Genomic DNA, 18,405 nt, shown 5'->3' with positions numbered 1-18,405 from the left:
GCTTTCCTGGTGCGGGGCCTCAGAGGGGGGCGTGGTCCGCGAGGCGGGCGATGCCCTCCAGGAGGGGCGGCACGGCCACCATGTGCCCGGCGGTGATGTGGCCGGCCGCGCGGACCGGCCTGATCCGGCGGAGCCGGGTGCGCAGCCACTTCTCGGCCGGCGCCACCCGCAGCCGCAGCGGCCCGTACCGATCCCCGACACAGGATCGGGTGTAGGCGTAGGGGGCGGGCTCCGGATACGGGTCGACGGTGACGCATCCGTAGGCGTACCCGGCGGCCCGCACCGCCCCGAGCACCCGCTCGTCGGCGAAGCCGTACGGATAGCAGATGCCGTCGGCGGGCTGGCCGGTGATCTCTTGGAGGACGGCCCGGCTGGTGACCAGCTCGTGTTCGAGAGCCTCGTCGTCCAATGTGGTCAGCGCGGTGTGGGTGAGCCCGTGAGAGGCGATCTCCATGCCCTCATCGCCGATCTCCCGGAGCTGGTCGGCGGTGAGCAGCGGCTTGCGCGGTCCCGGCTCATCCCAGCTGTTGTATTGGCCGAGCAGCCCGGAGACGATGTAAAGGCTGGCCGTGAAACCGTACCGTCGCAGCACGGGCAGCGCGTGCGGCAGGAAGTCGGCGTATCCGTCGTCGAACGTGAGCGCGACCAGGTCACGAGGGTCGTCGGCGGCCAGCAGCTCCCGGGTGGAAACGCCCCGCTTGCCCTGCTTGTAAAGCCACCTGATCTGGGCCTCGAATTTCTTCGGATTCACCGTCAGCGTATAAGGATCGTACGTGTAATGGTCGATCGAGTGATACATCCAGATCGCAGGCACACCGCGACTCTACAAAATGCCGGGCCGCACCACGATTGCCCGTTACGCCATCGTGACCCGATCGTAGGGTCGCACGCATTCTCGTGCGCCGATAACTCGTGCAATCGATTCGCATCCGGAAAGCGGGTTTATCGGTCGATGGGAGTTTTCTCCGAATCGCCGCGTAGCCTGCCGTAGCCGCGGAGCATCCGGTCGGCGAGGCCGTGCAGCCGGGGGGTGTCGAGGACGTACTGCCGGGCCCGGCGGACCGGTGTGTTGCGCACCCAGTGCAGCGCGGCCCCGGCGGAGCGGCGGCGGGCGCAGCCCTCGGCCACCGGGTGACCCCCCGTGCGCAGCGTCTGCTTGTAGTCGTCGCCCTTGCTGGTGCTCCAGTCCATCTGCCGGATCCCCGCCTCGGCGGCCGCCCTGGCCATGAGCAGGTGCTGGAGCAGGCCGGGGGAGTACTTCCCGTAGTCGGCGTCGTAGGCGGGGAACCACCCGGCCAGCAGGGACGGCGAGCGCAGCCCGATGTGGCCGGCGATCGGCTCCTCGCCCGCGTACAGCATGGTGAGCGCGCCCGAGCAGCCGGGAGCCTGGCCGGCGTGCAGCCGCTCGACCAGCTCGACGACCCACGGCTGCCCGAAGCGGTCGGGCCGGCCGATGCGCCGATATTGGGCGGACTTCCACTTCATGAGCAGGCGCAGCTCCGCGACGCTGGGGGAGTGCAGCTCCACCCGCGGCTCCCCGATCTCGCGGCCGAGCTTGCGCAGCCGGGACATCGCCGTCTTGATCGTGCGGGGCGACCGCGCCTTGATCCGCTCCAGGTAGGCGTCGTAGCCGTCGGCCACGTCGATGAGCACGGACTCGGCGGTGAGCGCCGCGTGCGGGGCGAACCACGGCTGGCCGCCCACCAGGAACTCGAACTCCCAGACGGCCAGGCCGGCGCCCTTCAGCAGCGCGGCCGTGTCGAACTCGGCGCCCGGCGCGTGCACCACGCCCTGGGCGAACGACACCCACCCGGCGATCGGCCTGCCCACGCCCATCGCATGCCGCTCGAAGGGGAAGAACCCGACGTTGCGGCCGCCCTCGGAGATCACCGCGACGAACGCGTCGGGCCGAACCTCCCCGGCCGCGATCGCGAACTCGGGGGCGAGGAACGGGCTGGCCAGCTCCGGCAGGGACCGCTGCATCGCCCGCCACTCGGCGATCTCGCCGGGACCCAGCTCGCCGGGGCGTATGACCGAGATCTGCATGTATTCCTTCTCAGAGACGGAGATCCTCCATCGTAGGTTGTGCCACTCTGGTCAGGTGACCGTCATCGCCGATCTCGACATCGCCGCCATCGATTTCTGGGCGCGGCCGGCGGCCGAACGCGCCGGCGCGTTCGCGCGGCTGCGCGAGCGGGAGCAGCCGGTCTTCTTCGCCCAGCCGAAGGTGCCCCTGGCCCGGTCCGGCAAGGGCTTCTACGCGCTCGTACGGCACGCCGACGTCGTCGAGGCGAGCAGGAACGCCGCCGTGTTCGCCAACAGCCCGGCCGTGAGCAACCCCGAGCCGCCGGGCTGGGTGAAGCACGTCTACGGCAACTCGCTGGAGAACATGGACGCGCCCGAGCACACCCGGCTGCGCCGCATCGTGTCCCGCGCGTTCGCGCCGCGCATGATGGCGAGGCTGGAAGACGACATCCGCCGACGGGCCGCCGACGCCGTGTCCGAGCTCGCCCGCGCCGGGGGAGGGGACTTCGTCGAGCTGGTCGCGCAGCGGTTCACCACCCACGTGGTCTGCGACCTGCTCGGCATTCCGGAGCGGTACCGGCCCCGGGTGCTGGGCTGGGTCAGGGACACGGTGGAGTACCAGGCCGTGCGCAGCGACCCGAAGGGCATGCTCCGGCACGCGGTCAAGAACACCCGGGCGACGCTCGGCCTGCGCAACCTCGTGGTCCGGCTCGGCCGGGAGCGGCGCAGACGGCCCGGCGACGACGTCATCTCGGCCCTCGCCGGCGCCGACGTCGACGGCGAGCGGCTGACCGGCATGGAGCTCGGCGCGTTCTTCCTGCTCCTGGTCGTCGCCGGCATCGACACGCCGGGGCACGCGCTGTCCCACGCGGTCACCCTGCTCGCCGAGCACCCGGAGCAGCGCGAGCTGCTGCTGTCGGACTTCGACGGCCGCATCGGCGGCGCCGTCGACGAGATCGTGCGGTACGCCTCACCGATCACCCAGCTGCAGCGGACGGTCGTGGCCGAGCACGAGCTGCGCGGCCTGCGGCTCGTTCCCGGTGACAAGGTCGTGCTCTTCTACAACTCGGCCAACCGCGACGAGCGGGTGTTCACCGATCCCGACGTCTTCGACATCACCCGCACGCCCAACCCCCACGTCGCCTTCGGCGGGCCGGGCGCGCACTACTGCCTGGGCGCCCACCTGGCCAAGCGGGAGCTCACCGTGCTGCTCGGCGAGCTCTACACCCGCCTGCCCGGCCTCCGCCTCGCCGGCCCGCCCGAGCCGATGGTGTCCACCTTCAACAACGCGGTCAGGCGGCTGCCGGTCACCTTCTGACGAGCCTGCCGTACGCCTTGAGCATCCGGTCGGCGGGGTCTCTGAGGTACGGCCTGGCCAGCACGGCGTTGCGCAGGCCGCGCACGGGCACGCGCAACACCCAGTGCGCCCCGGCCGCCGGGGTCGCCCGCGCGACCCGCCCCTCGGCCACCTGCAGGTCGCGGGTCTTCAGGCTCTCCTTGTAGTCCTTCTCGCCGCGGCCCATGTCGATGTGCCGCAGGCCCATCGCCGCGAAGTCCTCGGCCATCCCGAGATGCTGCAGGAGCCCGGGGGAGTACTTGCCGAAACGTGTGTCGTAGGCGGGGAACCAGGTGCACAGCTGGCTCGCCGTACGCACCCCGAAGTGGCCGGCGACCACCTCGTCGCCCGCGCGCAGCAGGGACAGGCAGCCGGCGAAGCGGTCGGTGCGGATGGCGTGCAGCCGCTCCACCAGCTCGACGATCCACGGGCTGGCGAACCGGTCGGTACGGCCGGTGCGCCGATACTGCAGCGACTTCCACCGCAGCAGCTCGCGCAGGGCCGCCGTGTCGGACGACTCGGCCTCGTGGCGCACCTCGCCGATCTCCCGGCCGAGCCGGTTGCGCTTGTAGCGGGTCATCCGGTGCGTGGTCGGCGAGCGGCGGCGCAGCCCGGCCAGGTAGGCGTCGTATCCCTCGTCGAGGTCGATGACCGGGGAGGGGTGGCGGCCGGAGTGATGCCGGGCGAACATCGGCTGGCCGACATGCAGATGGTCGAACTCCCAGGCCGCGAGCCCGGTCGCGCGCAGCAGCCGCGCCGCGTCGAGGTCCAGGCCCGTGGCGTACACCATGCCCTGCAGGTCGGTGAGCCCGGCCGCGACCGGTCTGCCGATGCCGAGCCGGTGCCGTTCGTACGGGAAGAAGCCGGCGACGCCGGACCCGTCCTCGACCACCGCCACCCGCACCTGTGGGCGCAGCTCCGCCACCGTTGTGACGAACTCCGCCGACAGGAACGGGTTGTCCTGCTCGGGGTCGGCGTCCTGGAACTCGCGCCACCGGGCCAGCTCTGATGGGCCGAGTTCGCCGGGACGGATCACCGATATCTGCACGTGCCCCATCTTCTCCTGTCTGCTCCCGTGAGGGGGCCGCTTGCCGGGGAAGCGGCTACGCTTTCCCGGTGGCACCAAGCCGAGGACGCCATGTCAGGCCGCCCGGCGGCCGTCCCCGCCCCCGCTGGCCGATCGCCCTGCTGTCCGCGCTGCTCGCCGTCGGCACCGTGGCGGCGCTGCTGTGGCTGGTCGCGCTCCGGCGCGGCGCCGGACAGACGCCCGTGCCCGGCCGCGACGCGGCCGCCACGGTCGCGCCGCTCGGCCTCACCCGGACGGGCGAGCCCGCCCGCTGGCCGCGCTGGGGGCTGACGCACACGCAGTACACCCCGGTGGAGGACGCTCCGGAGATCGCCGGACCGGCCGAACGGGCACTCGGCGCCCAGAGCCTCGTGCAGAACCAGCACATCATGGGCTTCGGCGCCGACAATCCGGAGCCCCGGCCGGGGGCCTTCGACTTCGCCTCGCTGGACGCGCGGGTGAAGCTGATGGCGGAGACGGGCGGCGCGCCGGTCATCACGCTGTGCTGCGCCCCCGACTGGATGAAGGGCGGCCGGCCGGGGAAGACGGACTGGAGTCTGATCGAGGTGGCGCCGCGGCAGCGGCACTTCGACGACTTCGCCGCCCTCGCCGCCGCCGTCGCCCGCCGCTACCCCCACGTCCGCCGGTTCATCGTGTGGAACGAGTTCAAGGGACTGTGGGACAACGGACGCGGCGAGTGGAACGCGATCGCCTACACCGACCTCTACAACCGCGTCTACGACGCGCTGAAGGCCGTGGATCCCGGCATCCAGGTCGGCGGGCCGTACATTCCGGTGGACAGCTACGCGGGGGACTCGCCGAGCCCGTCGGATGTGCGCGGGCCGTGGGGGTCGGTGGACGGCCGGGTGCTGAAGGCCGTCGACTACTGGCTGCGCCACAAGCGTGGCGCGGACTTCGTCGTCGTCGACGGCGGGTCCGTGCCGCGTGACGGCGTCCAGCGGCCCGACGAGTTCGGCGCGCTCGGCAAGTTCGGCGCGATGACGCGGTGGCTGCGCGAGCGGTCGGGCCTGCCCGTCTGGTGGGCGGAGTTCTACCCGCTGCCCTGCGCGTCGATCGAGCCGGGCGGCTCGTGCCCGGCGCTGGAGTGGACCGAGTCGCGGCGGCTGGCGGTGACCGCGGCCGCGCTGATCGAGTTCGCGGAGAGCGGCGCCGACACGGTGCTCTACTGGGACACGTACGCGCCACGCGACCGGCGGGACGACTGCGCGCTGTGCCTGGTCTCGAACACCGATGGCGCCGCGTCGCCGACGCTCGACCTCCTGGGGGAGTTCGCCCGCTGGTTCCCGGCCGGCGCCCGGCTCGATCCGGTGGCGGTGTCGAGCCCGCGGGTGCGCGCCCTCGCCCAGGAGCACCGTCTCGTGCTCGTCAACACCACGGGCGACCGCCAGGACGTACGGGTCGACGGCGGCGACGTCGCGCTGGAGCCGTACGAGGTCCGCTGGATGGACCGCGCTGCCTCGTAGACCCGGTTCGTAGGCTCGGCTCACAGGCTCGGCTCACAGGCCCAGTGTGATGAACCGTTCGACGACCACGGCTACGGCGATCACGCCGGCCGCGGCGGCGGTCAGGAACAGGCCGCGGCGCCGGCGGCGGGAGCCGCTCAGGCCGAGTGTCTCGGCGGCGACGAGCACGCCGGAGTACAGCGCGAAGGCGATCAGCCCGAGCGGCGTCCACGGCGTGTCGGCGGGCGGGGCGAGCGTGTAGTCGGCGGCGGGCGGCACCGATCCCGGCGGCTGCTTGCGCAGCGCGTAGACCGCCGCGTCGTCGTCGGTGAACAGGGTGACCAGGTCGGGGGAGTCGGTGAGGGCGGCGCGCAGCCGCTTTCCCCAGCCGACCGGGATGCCCTGGGCGAGCGGGTCGGTCACCTCCAGCATCGTCTCCTGGCTGCGCAGGGTCACCAGGAACGAGCCGGGACCGAGCTCGCGCAGCGCGGAGACGAGGGGCGCGACATCGGTGGGGTCCGCGGGCGGCGTGGTGCCCATCCACTCGACCCGTTCGACGTCCCGCTCCCGCCACGGCACGACGCTGTAGGTGATGTCCGGGCTCACCGTGCCCGGCGCCGCCTCGGTCGGGGTGAGCAGCAGGACGCGGGCGCTCGGCCGGTCGTGGGCGTAGACGTACTCGAGCGCGCGGGCCTCACCCGTGGTGACGCGTTCGAACTGCTCGTTGCCGTACCGCGCGACGAAGAAGCCGCCGGCCAGCGCCAGCACGGTCACGAACGCGGCCGTCATCGGCAGCCGGGCACGGACCAGTTCGAGCACGGACGGCCTGCCGACGACCTGCCGCATGCCCCGCAGGCTGCCGGGCAGCTCGGGGAAGAACGCGTAGGCCGCGAGGAGGCACGCCCCCGGCAGCAGGAAGAAGTACACCCGCAGCCCCATCTCGCCGCCGTAGCTCTGCATCGCCATGGCGGACACCGGGGTGATCGTCAGCACCAGCGCGACCCGGTCGACGACCCCGCGGCGGAACCTGCGCACCACCCCGACGGCGGCCAGCAGGGCGAGCACGGCCGCGAAACCGAGGCGCAGCTTGAGCACGTAGGGGTGGAGGGGGTCGCCGGTGGCGGCCGCGAGCCGTCCCGTGGTGTTCGCTGACAGGTTGCTCAGCAGAGAACCGATTCCGCCGAGCATGTCGCCCAGGTGGCCGCCCCAGTAGGGCGTGGCCAGATAGCTGACCCAGGCCACGGCGAAGCCGCCGACGAGCCAGGGCAGGGTGACCAGGCCGCAGCGCCGGACGAGGACCAGGCCCAGCGCGGCGGCCACCATCATGAACGGAGTGATCTGGTGTGTCGCGGTCGCCGCCGCACCGAGCAGGAGCAGCACGACGTACAGCACCAGGCGGGTGAGGCGGTCGGCGGGCCGGGAGACGAACTCGCCGGGCTCCGGCCGTTTCCCCGACCCCGGTCCGGTGTCCCGGCGGCCGAACCACGTCACCACGATCGCCAGGAACAGCAGATAGAACAGATACGTGGTGCCCTGGGGCGAGAAGTAGTCCTGGCCGATCCACTGGAGGGTGACGAACAGCACGGCCGCCAGCCACTTGGCCCGGCGGTCGGCCCGCATCCGGCGCAGGATCAGCAGCAGGGGGACCAGGTAGAGGATGTTCGAGACGACCGGCACCCAGTTGACGAACTCCCGGAAGTCCTCCATGCCCAGCGCGCCGGAGACGAAGGCGAACGCCGCGAAGAACCCCGGCCAGCTGAACCGGGCGTCCAGGCCGGGCAGCGTGCCGCCGGTCCGCGCGATGTACTCGGTGAACCCGACGTGCAGCCACGCGGTGGGGAAGCGGGGCTCCGCCGAGACGAGCGCGGACGCGCCGTGCAGGCAGAACGTGATGGCGAGCAACTGCACGAGCAGCAGCACCGGGCGGTAGCGGCGCTGGGCGAGCGTGACGAAGAACGCGAGGACCAGCAGTGCGAGTCCGGCCAGCGACAGCGGGGGCAGCACCGAGATCAGGCCGAGGCCGTTCATCCGGTCGGGATCGACCCCGGTCAGCGAGGTGCGCGGGGCCAGCAGCGCGACCAGGTAGATCGTGAACCCCTCCGCGGCGAGCAGCGGGAGCAGCCAGTTCGCGGCCCGCTCGGGCCGCCAGGCCGCGGCCGCTCGGGCACTGATCGTCGTCACGAGGACCATCATGCGGTACGGCAGCGCGCGGGCGGCGGCACCGGCCGGGGCCGAGCCGGGCACGACCAGGGAGCGCAGCAGCGCCGGCATGATCGCGACCGCGGTGACGAGCTGCGCGACCAGCAGGCCGATCCCCACCCCGTCGATCCCGAACCGGGGGAGCAGCAAGAACGTGGCGGCGAACGCGACGGCGCACATCCCGCCCTGCACGACGGCGAGCGTCCTCGACCGGCTCTTGGCCCGCAGCACGCCGAGGTGGATCTCGATGAGCGCGCGCGGCAGCGTGGCGAGCGCGATGAGCCGCAGCAGCGTGGTGGCGTGCTCGGCGTGTCCCGGGCTGAACACCGCCATCAGGTACGGCGCGAGCACGACCGTGCCGAGGACCGTCGGGCCGAGGATGAGGAGCGTGCGGGTGAGCGCGCGGCGGCCGTTCTCGGCGAGCCTGGCGGTGTCGAAGGCCCCCTCGACGGTCAGCGAGGCGGCCATGTTGACCGCGAGGATCTCGATGATCGCCCCGAGCATGCCCGTGCTGTAGAAGTAGTTGAACGTGGTGGCGTCGACGAAGGCGCCCACGATCACCGGCAGCAGGTAGGTGATCGCGAGGACGAACATGGAGCCCAGGTAGTCGCCGGCGAGGAACCTGCCGACCGTCCTGATCGGCGGCGGGCTGCGGTGCGCGGTCTCCCTCTCGTGCGCGGGGATGAGCCGCCGGAACATGAGCAGATCGACCGGCAGCACCATGATGACCACCGGCACCACCCATGACACCGTGATGCCGTGCTCGGGGAGCGTCCCGGCCAGCACCACCAGCAGGACGATCTTGACCACGCCGTACGCGATGTTCTCGACCGGCACCCAGATCGCCTTGCGCAGGCCGGTGAGCGCCACGTCCTGCAGCGTGAAGATCACCCATGACAGCACGGCGCCGACGAACATCAGGCCGGGGCCGAACCCGCTGAGGCTGCTGTAGTTGTCGCCCCAATAGCGGAGCGTCAGGAGGAAGACGACGGTGACGACGGCCGCCGCGCCGGTCGACGCCAGATAGACGCCGCGGACGAACCTGCCGGTGGCGCGGCCCGTGTCGGCGATGAACCTGGTGAGCGTGCCGACGAAGCCCATCGAGGTGAGCGCGGCCAGCAGCCGCATCGCCCCGATGACGGCCATCGCCCGCCCGCCGTCGTCCGTGTCGTACAGGCGGGCGGCCAGCACCCAGTAGATCAGGCCGAGCACCCCGGAGGCGCCCGCGCTGAACATGAGCGCGTAGGCGTTCTTGAACAGGGGGTCGTCCAGTCCGGGGATGAACCTCCTGCGCGACCGCCGGGGGCCCTCCCCGGGCTCGGCCGCCGCCGGCGTGCGGGGAAGGGTCTCGGTCACGGAGCGGTTTCCGCCCTGGCTTTCGCCCCGGCGCCGGCTCCGGTGCCGGCCGCGGTTTCTGTCCCGGCGCCGGTCCCGACGCCGACGCCGATGCCGGTCCTGACGCCGGCCGCCGTCATGCGGCCCCCCGGTCGGCGATCGGCGATCGGTCGGCGGCCGGCGATCCGGAGACCGGGAGGGCCCGGCCGAGCCGTTCACGGACGATGGTCCTGAGGACCCGCCAGCCGTCGCGGAACGTTCGCAGGTTGCTCGTTCCGTGCAGGCGGCGGCGCTCGTGGCTGGGGATCTCGTGGACGCGCAGCCCGGCCTTGGCGGCGCGGATGTTCATCAGCGTCTCGACCTCGAACCCGGCGCAGTCGGGTGCCAGCGTGTCCAGGTGGCCGGCCCAGAAAGCGTTGTAGCCGTAGCACAGGTCGGTGTAGCGCGTACGGAACAGCAGGTTGACCAGTGAGCTCAGCACGAAGTTGCCGAGCCTACGTCCGGCCGTGATGTCGTCGCTGCCGCCGCCGTTGAGGAAGCGCGACCCCTTGGCGTAGTCGGCGCCCGCGACGAGCGCGCCGACGAAGCGGACGATCTCCCGCCCGTCGGTCGAGCCGTCCGCGTCGATCATGACGATGATCTCGCCCGTGCACGCGGCGAACCCCTCGGCGAGCGCGTCGCCCTTGCCGCTGCCACGCTGGCGCACCACCCGCAGGCCGGGCCGCAGCCGTTTGGCCACCGCGACCGTGTCGTCGGTGGAGTTGCCGTCGACGAGCACCACCTCGTGGATCCACCGGGGCAGGGTCGCGAAAACGTGGGGCAGATTCTCCGCCTCGTTGAGCGCCGGTACCACGACGCTCACTCGAGGGGCGATCGCCATTAAGGGGGAAATTCGGACAAACCTGTCCATGGAGGCTTGCTGGGAGAGCGGCCCTAAGTGTGGGATGGAGCTGCTGCTCTCGCGGTTCATGGGTATGGATCCTCCGTGGCGGTGCTGGTCGGCGTCGTCGCGCGGTTCATCGGGGGCGGGTGCCGCGGTCGGGGGTTGAAAGCACGCGAAATCGGGCGGGAGACCGTCCGGAATCTCGCGGAGACCCGAGACTATCGTTCCGACCTCACCGCGTGTACGGTGCCCTGCGAACCGGCCGTCAAAGAAGAAATCGCCACCGTGTCCCCACCCCTCGCCGGCGATCGGCGAAATCAGGATCACCCGCTGATCGTTATGCTTATCTGACCAATCGAAGGCCGAACTGTCAACGCGGGCGCCCGATGGCGTGCCGATCGCGTTTTGGGCCCTTCACCGATCGGCCTGCGACTTGTCCTGATCATCCCGTTCCTCCGGCTCGTCCGGCCGTTCTCCGTCAGGCCGGCGGTCGCCCAGCCGGCGGGCCACCCCCGCCCGCAGTTCGGGGAGGTATTCGTACAGGCGGTCGCCGGGGCAGGCGGTCGCGTTGAGGTCGCGGTGGCCGATGATCGCCACTTCGGGGTCGAGCCGGTAGGTCGAGCACAGCCAGGCCAGCAGCGCCGTCAGCGAGTCGAGCTGGGCGGATGGAGGGAGTTCCGTCGTGTAGGTGCCCTCGGTCTCGATCCCCAGCGTGTGCCGGTTGTGGCCGGCCGCCTGCGCGCCCACCACGTTCCCGCCCTGGGCGATCGCCGGCAGCGTCCGGTTGCGGCCCTCCATGATGTGACCGCCCCGGCTGACCGTGAACTGCTCGCCGATGTCCGCCCAGCCGTTGCGCCGCATGTGGTAACGCTGGATCGCGCGGGAGAGCCGGAACGCCGCCTCCAGGCTCACGTCGCGCGTGTTGGCCGTCGCGGTGTGATGGATGACGAGCCGGTCGGGCGGGGTGTCGAGCACGACGGCCTTGCTCTTCGGCGCGGCGGCGTCCCACTCGTCCCTGGTGTGGATGCGGGGACGACTCGGCGGGCCGTCCGTCTTCTCCGCCTTGCCGCCCTTCTTCTCCCTGCTTTCCTTGCTCGCCTTGTTTCCCTTTTTCTCCTTGCTCCCCTTGCCGTCCTTGTCCACTGTGTCGGCCTCGGCCCACGGGCCGCTCAGGACCGCCCAGGCGATTCCGCTCCCGGCCGACAAGAACACCCGGCGTGTGATCGCTGGCAAACGCGCGCCCTCCCACGAGACGTCGTCCGTCGGGAGGTTGCATCGATATTTCCCACGCCCGCCCCGGCTATTCCCACGGGACGTGAAGCGGTCACATGTCAACCGAAATGTCTAGCGAAATGTCCGGGTTGCGCTAGTCCGATGCTGGATCCGTTCCAGAACGATTTCGTAACGGCTCTGGAGCGGCTCTGGAACGGCGAAAAGCCGCGTACGAGAAAAAACGTATATATCGGGAAAATCACCTGGGAATGGCGGAGTGGAAACGCCGCTGCTCCTCGTCGGGCAGGTGATCGATGAAGAGCACGCCGTCCAGGTGGTCGACCTCGTGCTGGAGGACCCGGGCCAGCATGCCGATCGCCCGCAGCGTCACCGGTTTGCCGTACATGTCCCTGCCCCGGGCCACGGCGGAGAACGACCGCTCCCTGGGCCACCAGACGCCGGGGGCGGACAGGCACGCCTCGTCGGCCACCACGGTCCGCGCGGCGAGCTCCAGGCGCGGGTTCACGAGGTGGCCCGACCTGCCGTCGACGGCGTAGGCGATCACCCGGAGCGGGACCCCGATCTGGGGCGCGGCGAGCCCGGCCCGGCCCTGGCCGGCCCGCAGGGTCGCGGTGAGCGACTTGACGAGCTCACGCAGCGAGCGGTCGAACGCGGTGACCGGTTCCGCCGCGGCCCGCAGAGCGGGATCGTCGAACATCAGGATCTGCCGTACGGCCATGCACGCTCCCCGCGGCGACGACGACACCGACAAGACGATGCCCAATCCGAAGGTAGATCAATCTATCGGAGATCCATACCGCACCGGCCGCCGGCGCGAGCAGGGGAAGCCGCGGTCACGCCTGGCGGCTTTTAGCGCATCGGTAACAAGGGGGACTCAGCGGCGAAACCGGCGGCGACCACCATCGGACCCATGCCGATCCCACCTTCATCCGCACGGTCCCCGGCCCCGGCAGGCACGGCGACGCATTGTCCCTACTGCGCGCTGCAGTGCGGCATGCGCGTGACGGACGCCCGCTCCGTCGGAGGGGGGATCCACGTGACGGCCCGCGAGGACGTCCCGGCCAACCAGGGGGGTCTGTGCCAGAAGGGCTGGACCGCCGCCGAGTTGTTGGTCTCACCCGAACGGCTGACCACGCCGCTGCTGCACGGCCGCCCGGTGGGCTGGGACGAGGCGCTCGACTTCGTCGCGGGACGCCTCGCGGCCGTCCAGGCCGAGCACGGCCCCGACGCCGTGGCCGTGTTCGGCGGCGGCGGACTGACCAACGAGAAGGCCTATCAGCTCGGCAAGTTCGCCCGGGTCGCGCTGCGCACCGGCCAGATCGACTACAACGGCCGGTTCTGCATGTCGTCGGCGGCCGCCGCCGTCACCAGGGCCTTCGGCATGGACCGCGGCCTGCCGTTCCCCATCACCGACATCGCCCGGGCCGGGGCTGTCCTGCTCGCCGGATGCAACGTCGCCGAGACGATGCCGCCGTTCGTCCGGCACCTGACGCGGATGCGGGACGGCGGCCGGCTGATCGTCATCGACCCCAGGACCACGCCCACGGCCCGGCTCGCCGACCTGCACCTGCGGGTGACCCCGGGCACCGATCTCGCCCTCGCCCTCGGCCTGCTGCATCTCGTGATCGCGCGTGACCAGGCGGATCTCGGTTACCTGGTCGAGCGCACGGTCGGGTTCGACGAGGTCCGCACGTCGGTCTCGACCTGGTGGCCCGAGCGGGTCGAGCGGGTGACCGGCGTGCCGGTCGCCCTCATGCGCGAGGCCGTACGGATCCTCGGCGCGGCCGACCGGGCGATGATCCTGACCGGCAGGGGCGCCGAGCAGCACGCCAAGGGCACCGAGACCGTGACCGCGTTCATCAACCTGGCCCTCGCCCTCGGCCTGCCCGGACGGGAGGGCTCCGGCTACGGATGCGTCACCGGCCAGGGCAACGGCCAGGGCGGCAGGGAGCACGGGCAGAAGGCCGACCAGTTGCCCGGTTATCGCCGGATCGACGACCCGGCGGCGCGGGCGCACGTGGCGGCCGTGTGGGGAGTCGACCCCGGCGATCTGCCCGGGCCGGGCCGATCCGCGTTCGAGCTGCTCGACGCGCTCGGCACGCCGCCCGGTCCCCGGGCGCTGCTGCTGTTCGGGTCCAACCCGGTGGTCTCCGCGCCGGACGCCGGCCGCGTCGCCCGGCGGCTGGCCGGGCTGGACCTGCTGGTCGTCTCCGACATCGTGCTGTCCGAGACCGCCGCCATGGCCGACGTCGTGCTCCCCACCACCCAGTGGGCCGAGGAGCACGGCACGATCACGAACCTGGAGGGCCGCGTCCTGCTGCGCCGCCGGGCCGTCGATCCGCCCCCGGGCGTGTGGAGCGACCTGGAGATCCTGCGCGGCCTCGCCGACCGGCTCGGCCGCGGCGACGCCTTCCCGGCCGATCCCGGCGAGGTGTTCGACGAACTGCGGGAGGCCTCCCGGGGCGGGATCGCCGACTACTCCGGCATCACCCACGCCCGGCTCGCCGCCGGGACCGGCCTCTTCTGGCCCTGTCCGGCCGAGGACCACCCGGGAACGCCCAGACCCTTCGCCGGCCGGTTCGCCACTCCGGACGGACGCGCCCGCCTTGTCCCGGTGGAGCACCGGCCGCCCGCGGAGGACGTCGACGCCGAGTTCCCCCTGTACCTGACCACCGGCCGGGTGCTCGCGCACTACCAGTCGGGAGCCCAGACGCGCCGGATCCCCGCGCTCGACGAGGCGGAGCCGGGGGTCTTCGTGGAGCTCCATCCCGACCTGGCACGGCGGCTGAACGTGGCGCCGGGCGACCGGGTGCGGGTGCGCAGCCGACGTGGTACGGCCGAAGGCGAGGCCAGGGTGAGCACCGCGATCCGGCCCGACACGGTCTTCATGCCGTTCCACTGGGAGGGGGTCAACCGGCTCACCAACGCGGCCCTCGACCCCATCTCGCGGATGCCGGAGTTCAAGGTCTGCGCGGTCGGCGTGGAGCGTGTCACATGAGGCTCGTCGTCGTGGGCAACGGGATGGCCGGGGCCCGGCTCGTCACCGAGGTGCGGCGCCGCGGCCGGGACACCGGGATCGATGTCGAGGTCTCCGTGTTCGAGGCCGAGCCGTGTCAGCCGTACAACCGGGTTCTGCTCTCGAACGTGCTCGCCGGGACCGCCGGGCCCGAGCAGGTCCGGCTGCTGGACCCGGGATGGTACGCCGAGAACGGCGTGCGCACGCACCTGGGGGTCCGGGTGCTGGGGATCGACCGGGCCGCCCGCGTGGTCGTCGCCGAGGACGGCACGCGCGAGCCGTACGACGTGCTGGTGCTGGCGACCGGGAGCGAGCCGGTGGTGCCGCCCATCCCGGGCGCGGAGCGCGCGATGGCCTTCCGGACGCTGGACGACTGCGACCGGATCCGCGCGGCCGCCGGGTCCGCCCGGCACGCGGTGGTGGTCGGCGGCGGCCTGCTCGGCGTCGAAGCGGCCCGGGGCCTGGCCGGCCTGGGCCTGCCGGTGACGCTGCTGCACCGTGCCGGTCACCTGATGGAGCGCCAGCTCGACACGGAGGCCGGGCTGGTGCTCCGCCAGACCCTCGCGATGGTCGGCGTGACGGTGCGCACCGGGGTGACCGTGAGCGCGGTCGACCCCGGACGCGTGCGCCTGACCGACGGCGCCGCGACGGACGCCGACCTGGTGGTGTTCGCGTGCGGGGTGCGGCCCGTCGTGCGGCTCGCCCGTGAGGCCGGTCTGCGGGTCGACCGGGGCGTGGTGGTCGACGACGGGCTGCGAACCGACGATCGATCGATCTTCGCGATCGGGGAGTGCGCCCAGCACGCCGGCACGGTGTACGGACTCGTCGCACCGGCGTGGGAGCAGGCGGCGGTGGTCGCCGACATCGTCACCGGAGCCGACCGCGGCGCGCGCTACCGCGGCTCCCGCGTGGTGACCAGGCTCAAGGCCACCGGCGTCGAACTGGCGGCGATGGGCGAGACGCACCTCACCGACGACCAGGCGGAGATCGTCCGCTTCACCCATCGGCGCAGCGGCACCTATCGCAAGCTCGTCATCCGCGGCGAACGGCTGGTGGGGGCGATCTTGCTGGGGGAGACGCCCACCGTGGGCTCGCTCACCCAGCTGTTCGACCGGGGCGGTCCGCTGCCCGGCGACCGGATGGGCCTGCTGTCTCCGGATCCGGCCGCCGCCGGGGCGGCGAGCCCGGCGCTGATGCCGGACTCGGCGCGGGTCTGCCGGTGCAACAACGTGACCAAGGGCCGGATCAGGGCCTGCTGGGAGGCCGGCGCGCGGGACCTGCCCGCCGTCGTCGCCGCGACGGCGGCCACGACCGGGTGCGGCGGGTGCCGCGAAGCGGTGGACGGAATCGTCGGCTGGCTGTGCGAGCAGGAGGGTGTGAGCGTATGAGTTCGCGAATCGTGGTGGCGGGGTTCGGGCCGGCGGCGCACCGGCTGGTCGAGACCCTCATCGCCCGGGGCCTGCGGGGAGACCTCGTCGTCTTCGGGGAGGAGCCGCGCCCCGCGTACGACCGGGTGGCCCTCACCTCCTATCTGAGCGGGCGGAGCGTGGCCGAGCTGACCTTCCCCGTTCCCGGCGGCGTCACGCTCCGGCTGGGGTGCGGGGTCGTGGCGGTGGACCGCGACCGCCGCGTCGTCGTCGCGGCGGACGGCACGCGTGAGCCGTACGACGTGCTGGTGCTGGCGACCGGATCGGCGCCGTTCGTGCCGCCGGTGCCCGGCCGCGACCTGCCCGGCTGCTTCGTCTACCGGACCATCGAGGACCTCGACGCGATCAGGGCGGCGGCCGGGGACGCGGTCGCCGGCGTGGTGGTCGGCGGGGGCCTGCTCGGGCTGGAGGCGGCCGACGCACTGCGCCGGCTCGGGCTGCGCACCCACGTCGTCGAGATGGGCGACCGGCTGATGCCGCGCCAGGTCGACGAGGGCGGCGGGGCGGTGCTGCGCCGTCACGTCGAGTCGCTCGGGCTGACCGTGCACGTCGGCGCGGGGGTGGCGGCGGTGGAGGCGGGCGAGGACGGCCGGGTCGCCCGGCTGGTGAAGCCGGACGGCGAGGCGATCGAGGCGCAGATCGTGGTGTTCTCCGCGGGGATCAGACCACGCGACGAGCTCGCCCGCGACTGCGGGCTTCCGGTCGGCGAACGCGGCGGCATCGTGGTCGACGAGGGCATGCGCACCGCCGACGAGCGGGTGTACGCCATCGGTGAGTGCGCGCTCGCGGCGGGGATGGTCCACGGCCTGGTCGGGCCGTGCTTCACCCAGGCGGAGGTGGCCGCCGACCGCATCCTCGGCGGCTCCGCCGCCTTCCGCGGCGCCGACCTGTCCACCAAGCTCAAACTGCTCGGAGTCGAGGTCGCCCAGTTCGGCGAGACCCGATTCGAGGACGCCGCCGGCGCGCTCGACGTCGTCTACATGGACCCGGTCGCCGGCGTCTACAAGCGGCTGTTCGTGAGCGACGACGCCAAGACGCTGCTCGGCGGGGTCTGCGTCGGCGACGCCGGGCCGTACGGCACGCTGCGGCCCTTCGTGGGCAAGACGCTGCCGGCGTCTCCGAGCGACCTGCTGTTCGCCGGAGCGGGAGCCCAGACCGAGCTGCCCGGCGACGCTCAGGTCTGCTCCTGCAACAACGTCACCAAGGACCGGATCGTCGCGGCCATCGTCGCGGAAGGCCTGACCGACGTGCAGGGGATCAAGGACTGCACCCGAGCGGGCACCACCTGCGGAAGCTGCGTGCCGATGCTGAAGCGGATCCTCGTCGAGTCCGGCGTGGACGTCGGCACCGCGCTGTGCGAGCACTTCGCCCACAGCCGGGCCGAGCTGTTCGACATCGTCGCGGTCCGCGGCATCACCACGTTCTCCCGGCTCATCGCCGAGCACGGGACCGGGCGCGGCTGCGACGTCTGCAAGCCCGTGGTGGCCTCCATCCTCGCCTCGCTCGGCAACGGGCACATCCTCGACGGGGAGCAGGCCGCGCTGCAGGACACCAACGACAAGTTCCTGGCCAACATCCAGAAGAACGGCACCTACTCGGTGGTGCCCCGCATCCCGGGCGGGGAGATCACCCCCGAGAAGCTGATCGTGATCGGTGAGGTGGCCCGCGAGTTCGGGTTGTACACGAAGATCACCGGAGGCCAGCGCATCGACCTGCTGGGCGCCCGGGTCGAGCAGCTCCCGCTGATCTGGAAGCGGCTGGTGGACGCCGGATTCGAGTCCGGCCACGCGTACGGCAAGGCCCTGCGCACGGTGAAGTCCTGCGTCGGCGCCACCTGGTGCCGGTACGGCGTGCAGGACTCGGTCGGGCTGGCGATCGCCCTGGAGCTGCGCTACCGGGGGCTGCGCGCGCCACACAAGATCAAAGCGGCGGTCTCCGGTTGCGCCCGCGAGTGCGCCGAGGCCAGGTCGAAGGACTTCGGCATCATCGCGACCGAGCAGGGCTGGAACCTCTACGTGGGCGGCAACGGCGGATTCCGGCCGCGGCACGCGGACCTGCTCGCCGCCGACCTGGCCACCGACGAGCTGGTCCGCACCGTCGACAGGTTCCTGATGTTCTACATCCGCACCGCCGACCGGCTCCAGCGGACCTCGGCCTGGCTGGAGGCGATGGACGGCGGGCTCGACCAGCTGAGGGCGGTGATCACGGAAGACTCCCTGGGGATCTGCGCCGACCTGGACGCGCAGATGGAGCGGCACGTGGCCGGCTACGTGGACGAGTGGCGGGCCACCCTGGAGGATCCGGACAAGCTCCGGCGCTTCGTCAGCTTCGTGAACGCTCCGGGCACCCCGGACCCCTCGATCGAGTTCCGGACGGAGCGCGGTCAGATCAAACCGATACCCGTCACTGTGGAGGTGACCCC

13 protein-coding genes are annotated in these 18,405 nt (G+C 72.1%); 6 read left to right on the top strand and 7 right to left on the bottom strand.

Annotation, left to right across the window (positions count from 1 at the left end):
• Window positions 1-19: 19 nt before the first annotated feature.
• A complete protein-coding gene (locus AP234_RS24465) occupies window positions 20-814 on the bottom strand; it encodes a polysaccharide deacetylase family protein (protein ID WP_063843080.1) in 795 nt (264 codons plus the stop codon).
• Window positions 815-942: 128 nt separating this feature from the next.
• Window positions 943-2,046: a GNAT family N-acetyltransferase gene (locus tag AP234_RS24460; protein WP_055482078.1), complete on the bottom strand. Its 1,104-nt coding sequence runs from the start codon at window positions 2,044-2,046 to the stop codon at window positions 943-945.
• A 55-nt stretch (window positions 2,047-2,101) separates the two neighbouring features.
• Between AP234_RS24460 and AP234_RS24455 the strand changes: the two genes are divergently transcribed.
• Window positions 2,102-3,343, top strand: coding sequence for a cytochrome P450 (locus AP234_RS24455; protein WP_055482077.1), 1,242 nt, complete (start codon window positions 2,102-2,104; stop codon window positions 3,341-3,343).
• On the opposite strand, the gene AP234_RS24450 is transcribed toward AP234_RS24455, so the two are convergent.
• On the bottom strand, window positions 3,333-4,409 hold the full coding sequence (locus tag AP234_RS24450; protein WP_055482198.1) for a GNAT family N-acetyltransferase: 1,077 nt from the start codon (window positions 4,407-4,409) through the stop codon (window positions 3,333-3,335). The two genes, AP234_RS24455 and AP234_RS24450, sit on opposite strands and share 11 nt — an antisense overlap.
• A gap of 68 nt (window positions 4,410-4,477) precedes the next feature.
• On the opposite strand from AP234_RS24450, the gene AP234_RS24445 reads away from it, so the two are divergent.
• The gene (locus AP234_RS24445; RefSeq protein ID WP_063843079.1) at window positions 4,478-5,911 is read left to right on the top strand and encodes a xylan 1,4-beta-xylosidase; all 1,434 of its coding nucleotides are present in this window, start codon (window positions 4,478-4,480) and stop codon (window positions 5,909-5,911) included.
• Window positions 5,912-5,944: 33 nt separating this feature from the next.
• Here AP234_RS24445 and AP234_RS24440 read toward each other — a convergent pair whose 3' ends face one another.
• Both AP234_RS24440 and AP234_RS24435 read right to left on the bottom strand, forming a co-directional pair.
• Complete coding sequence (locus AP234_RS24440; protein ID WP_055482076.1) at window positions 5,945-9,445, bottom strand: lipopolysaccharide biosynthesis protein; 3,501 nt, start codon at window positions 9,443-9,445, stop codon at window positions 5,945-5,947.
• A 115-nt stretch (window positions 9,446-9,560) separates the two neighbouring features.
• Window positions 9,561-10,286 (bottom strand): glycosyltransferase family 2 protein, encoded by a 726-nt coding sequence (locus AP234_RS24435; protein ID WP_235558351.1) that lies wholly within the window; start codon window positions 10,284-10,286, stop codon window positions 9,561-9,563.
• Between the two features lie 123 nt (window positions 10,287-10,409).
• Here AP234_RS24435 and AP234_RS36575 point away from each other — a divergent pair, with 123 nt between their 5' ends.
• Window positions 10,410-10,658 carry a hypothetical protein gene (locus AP234_RS36575; RefSeq protein ID WP_152990598.1) on the top strand — a complete coding sequence of 83 codons (249 nt, stop codon included), beginning with the start codon at window positions 10,410-10,412 and terminating at the stop codon, window positions 10,656-10,658.
• A gap of 63 nt (window positions 10,659-10,721) precedes the next feature.
• Here the strand turns inward: AP234_RS36575 and AP234_RS24430 are convergent, their stop codons facing one another.
• A complete protein-coding gene (locus tag AP234_RS24430; protein WP_235558350.1) occupies window positions 10,722-11,540 on the bottom strand; it encodes a peptidoglycan recognition protein family protein in 819 nt (272 codons plus the stop codon).
• Window positions 11,541-11,778: 238 nt separating this feature from the next.
• The gene (locus AP234_RS24425; protein ID WP_055482073.1) at window positions 11,779-12,258 is read right to left on the bottom strand and encodes a peptide deformylase; all 480 of its coding nucleotides are present in this window, start codon (window positions 12,256-12,258) and stop codon (window positions 11,779-11,781) included.
• A gap of 192 nt (window positions 12,259-12,450) precedes the next feature.
• On the opposite strand from AP234_RS24425, the gene AP234_RS24420 reads away from it, so the two are divergent.
• From AP234_RS24420 to nirB, 3 genes are all read left to right on the top strand, one after another.
• Window positions 12,451-14,538: a molybdopterin oxidoreductase family protein gene (locus tag AP234_RS24420; RefSeq protein ID WP_055482072.1), complete on the top strand. Its 2,088-nt coding sequence runs from the start codon at window positions 12,451-12,453 to the stop codon at window positions 14,536-14,538.
• Window positions 14,535-15,944, top strand: a complete 1,410-nt coding sequence (locus AP234_RS24415) for an FAD-dependent oxidoreductase (RefSeq protein ID WP_055482071.1) — start codon at window positions 14,535-14,537, stop codon at window positions 15,942-15,944. The genes AP234_RS24420 and AP234_RS24415 overlap by 4 nt, the downstream gene beginning before the upstream one ends.
• Window positions 15,941-18,405: nitrite reductase large subunit NirB (gene nirB / locus AP234_RS24410; RefSeq protein WP_055482070.1), on the top strand; the 2,465-nt coding region annotated here is incomplete at its 3' end. The genes AP234_RS24415 and nirB, both read left to right, overlap by 4 nt.

Origin of the sequence: Sphaerimonospora mesophila (genome assembly GCF_001417795.1) — a bacterium.
In the GTDB taxonomy this organism is placed as follows: domain Bacteria; phylum Actinomycetota; class Actinomycetes; order Streptosporangiales; family Streptosporangiaceae; genus Sphaerimonospora; species Sphaerimonospora mesophila.
Note: the sequence above shows the minus strand (reverse complement) of the source record. Positions and strands in the feature narration are given on the sequence as shown.

Bases quoted from the DNA above. Each gene is read 5' to 3' on its own strand.
- AP234_RS24460 (WP_055482078.1), bottom strand. From the start codon at position 2,046: ATGCAGATCTCGGTCATACGCCCCGGCGAGCTGGGTCCCGGCGAGATC.
- AP234_RS24425 (WP_055482073.1), bottom strand. From the start codon at position 12,258: ATGGCCGTACGGCAGATCCTGATGTTCGACGATCCCGCTCTGCGGGCC.
- AP234_RS24420 (WP_055482072.1), top strand. From the start codon at position 12,451: ATGCCGATCCCACCTTCATCCGCACGGTCCCCGGCCCCGGCAGGCACG.
- AP234_RS24415 (WP_055482071.1), top strand. From the start codon at position 14,535: ATGAGGCTCGTCGTCGTGGGCAACGGGATGGCCGGGGCCCGGCTCGTC.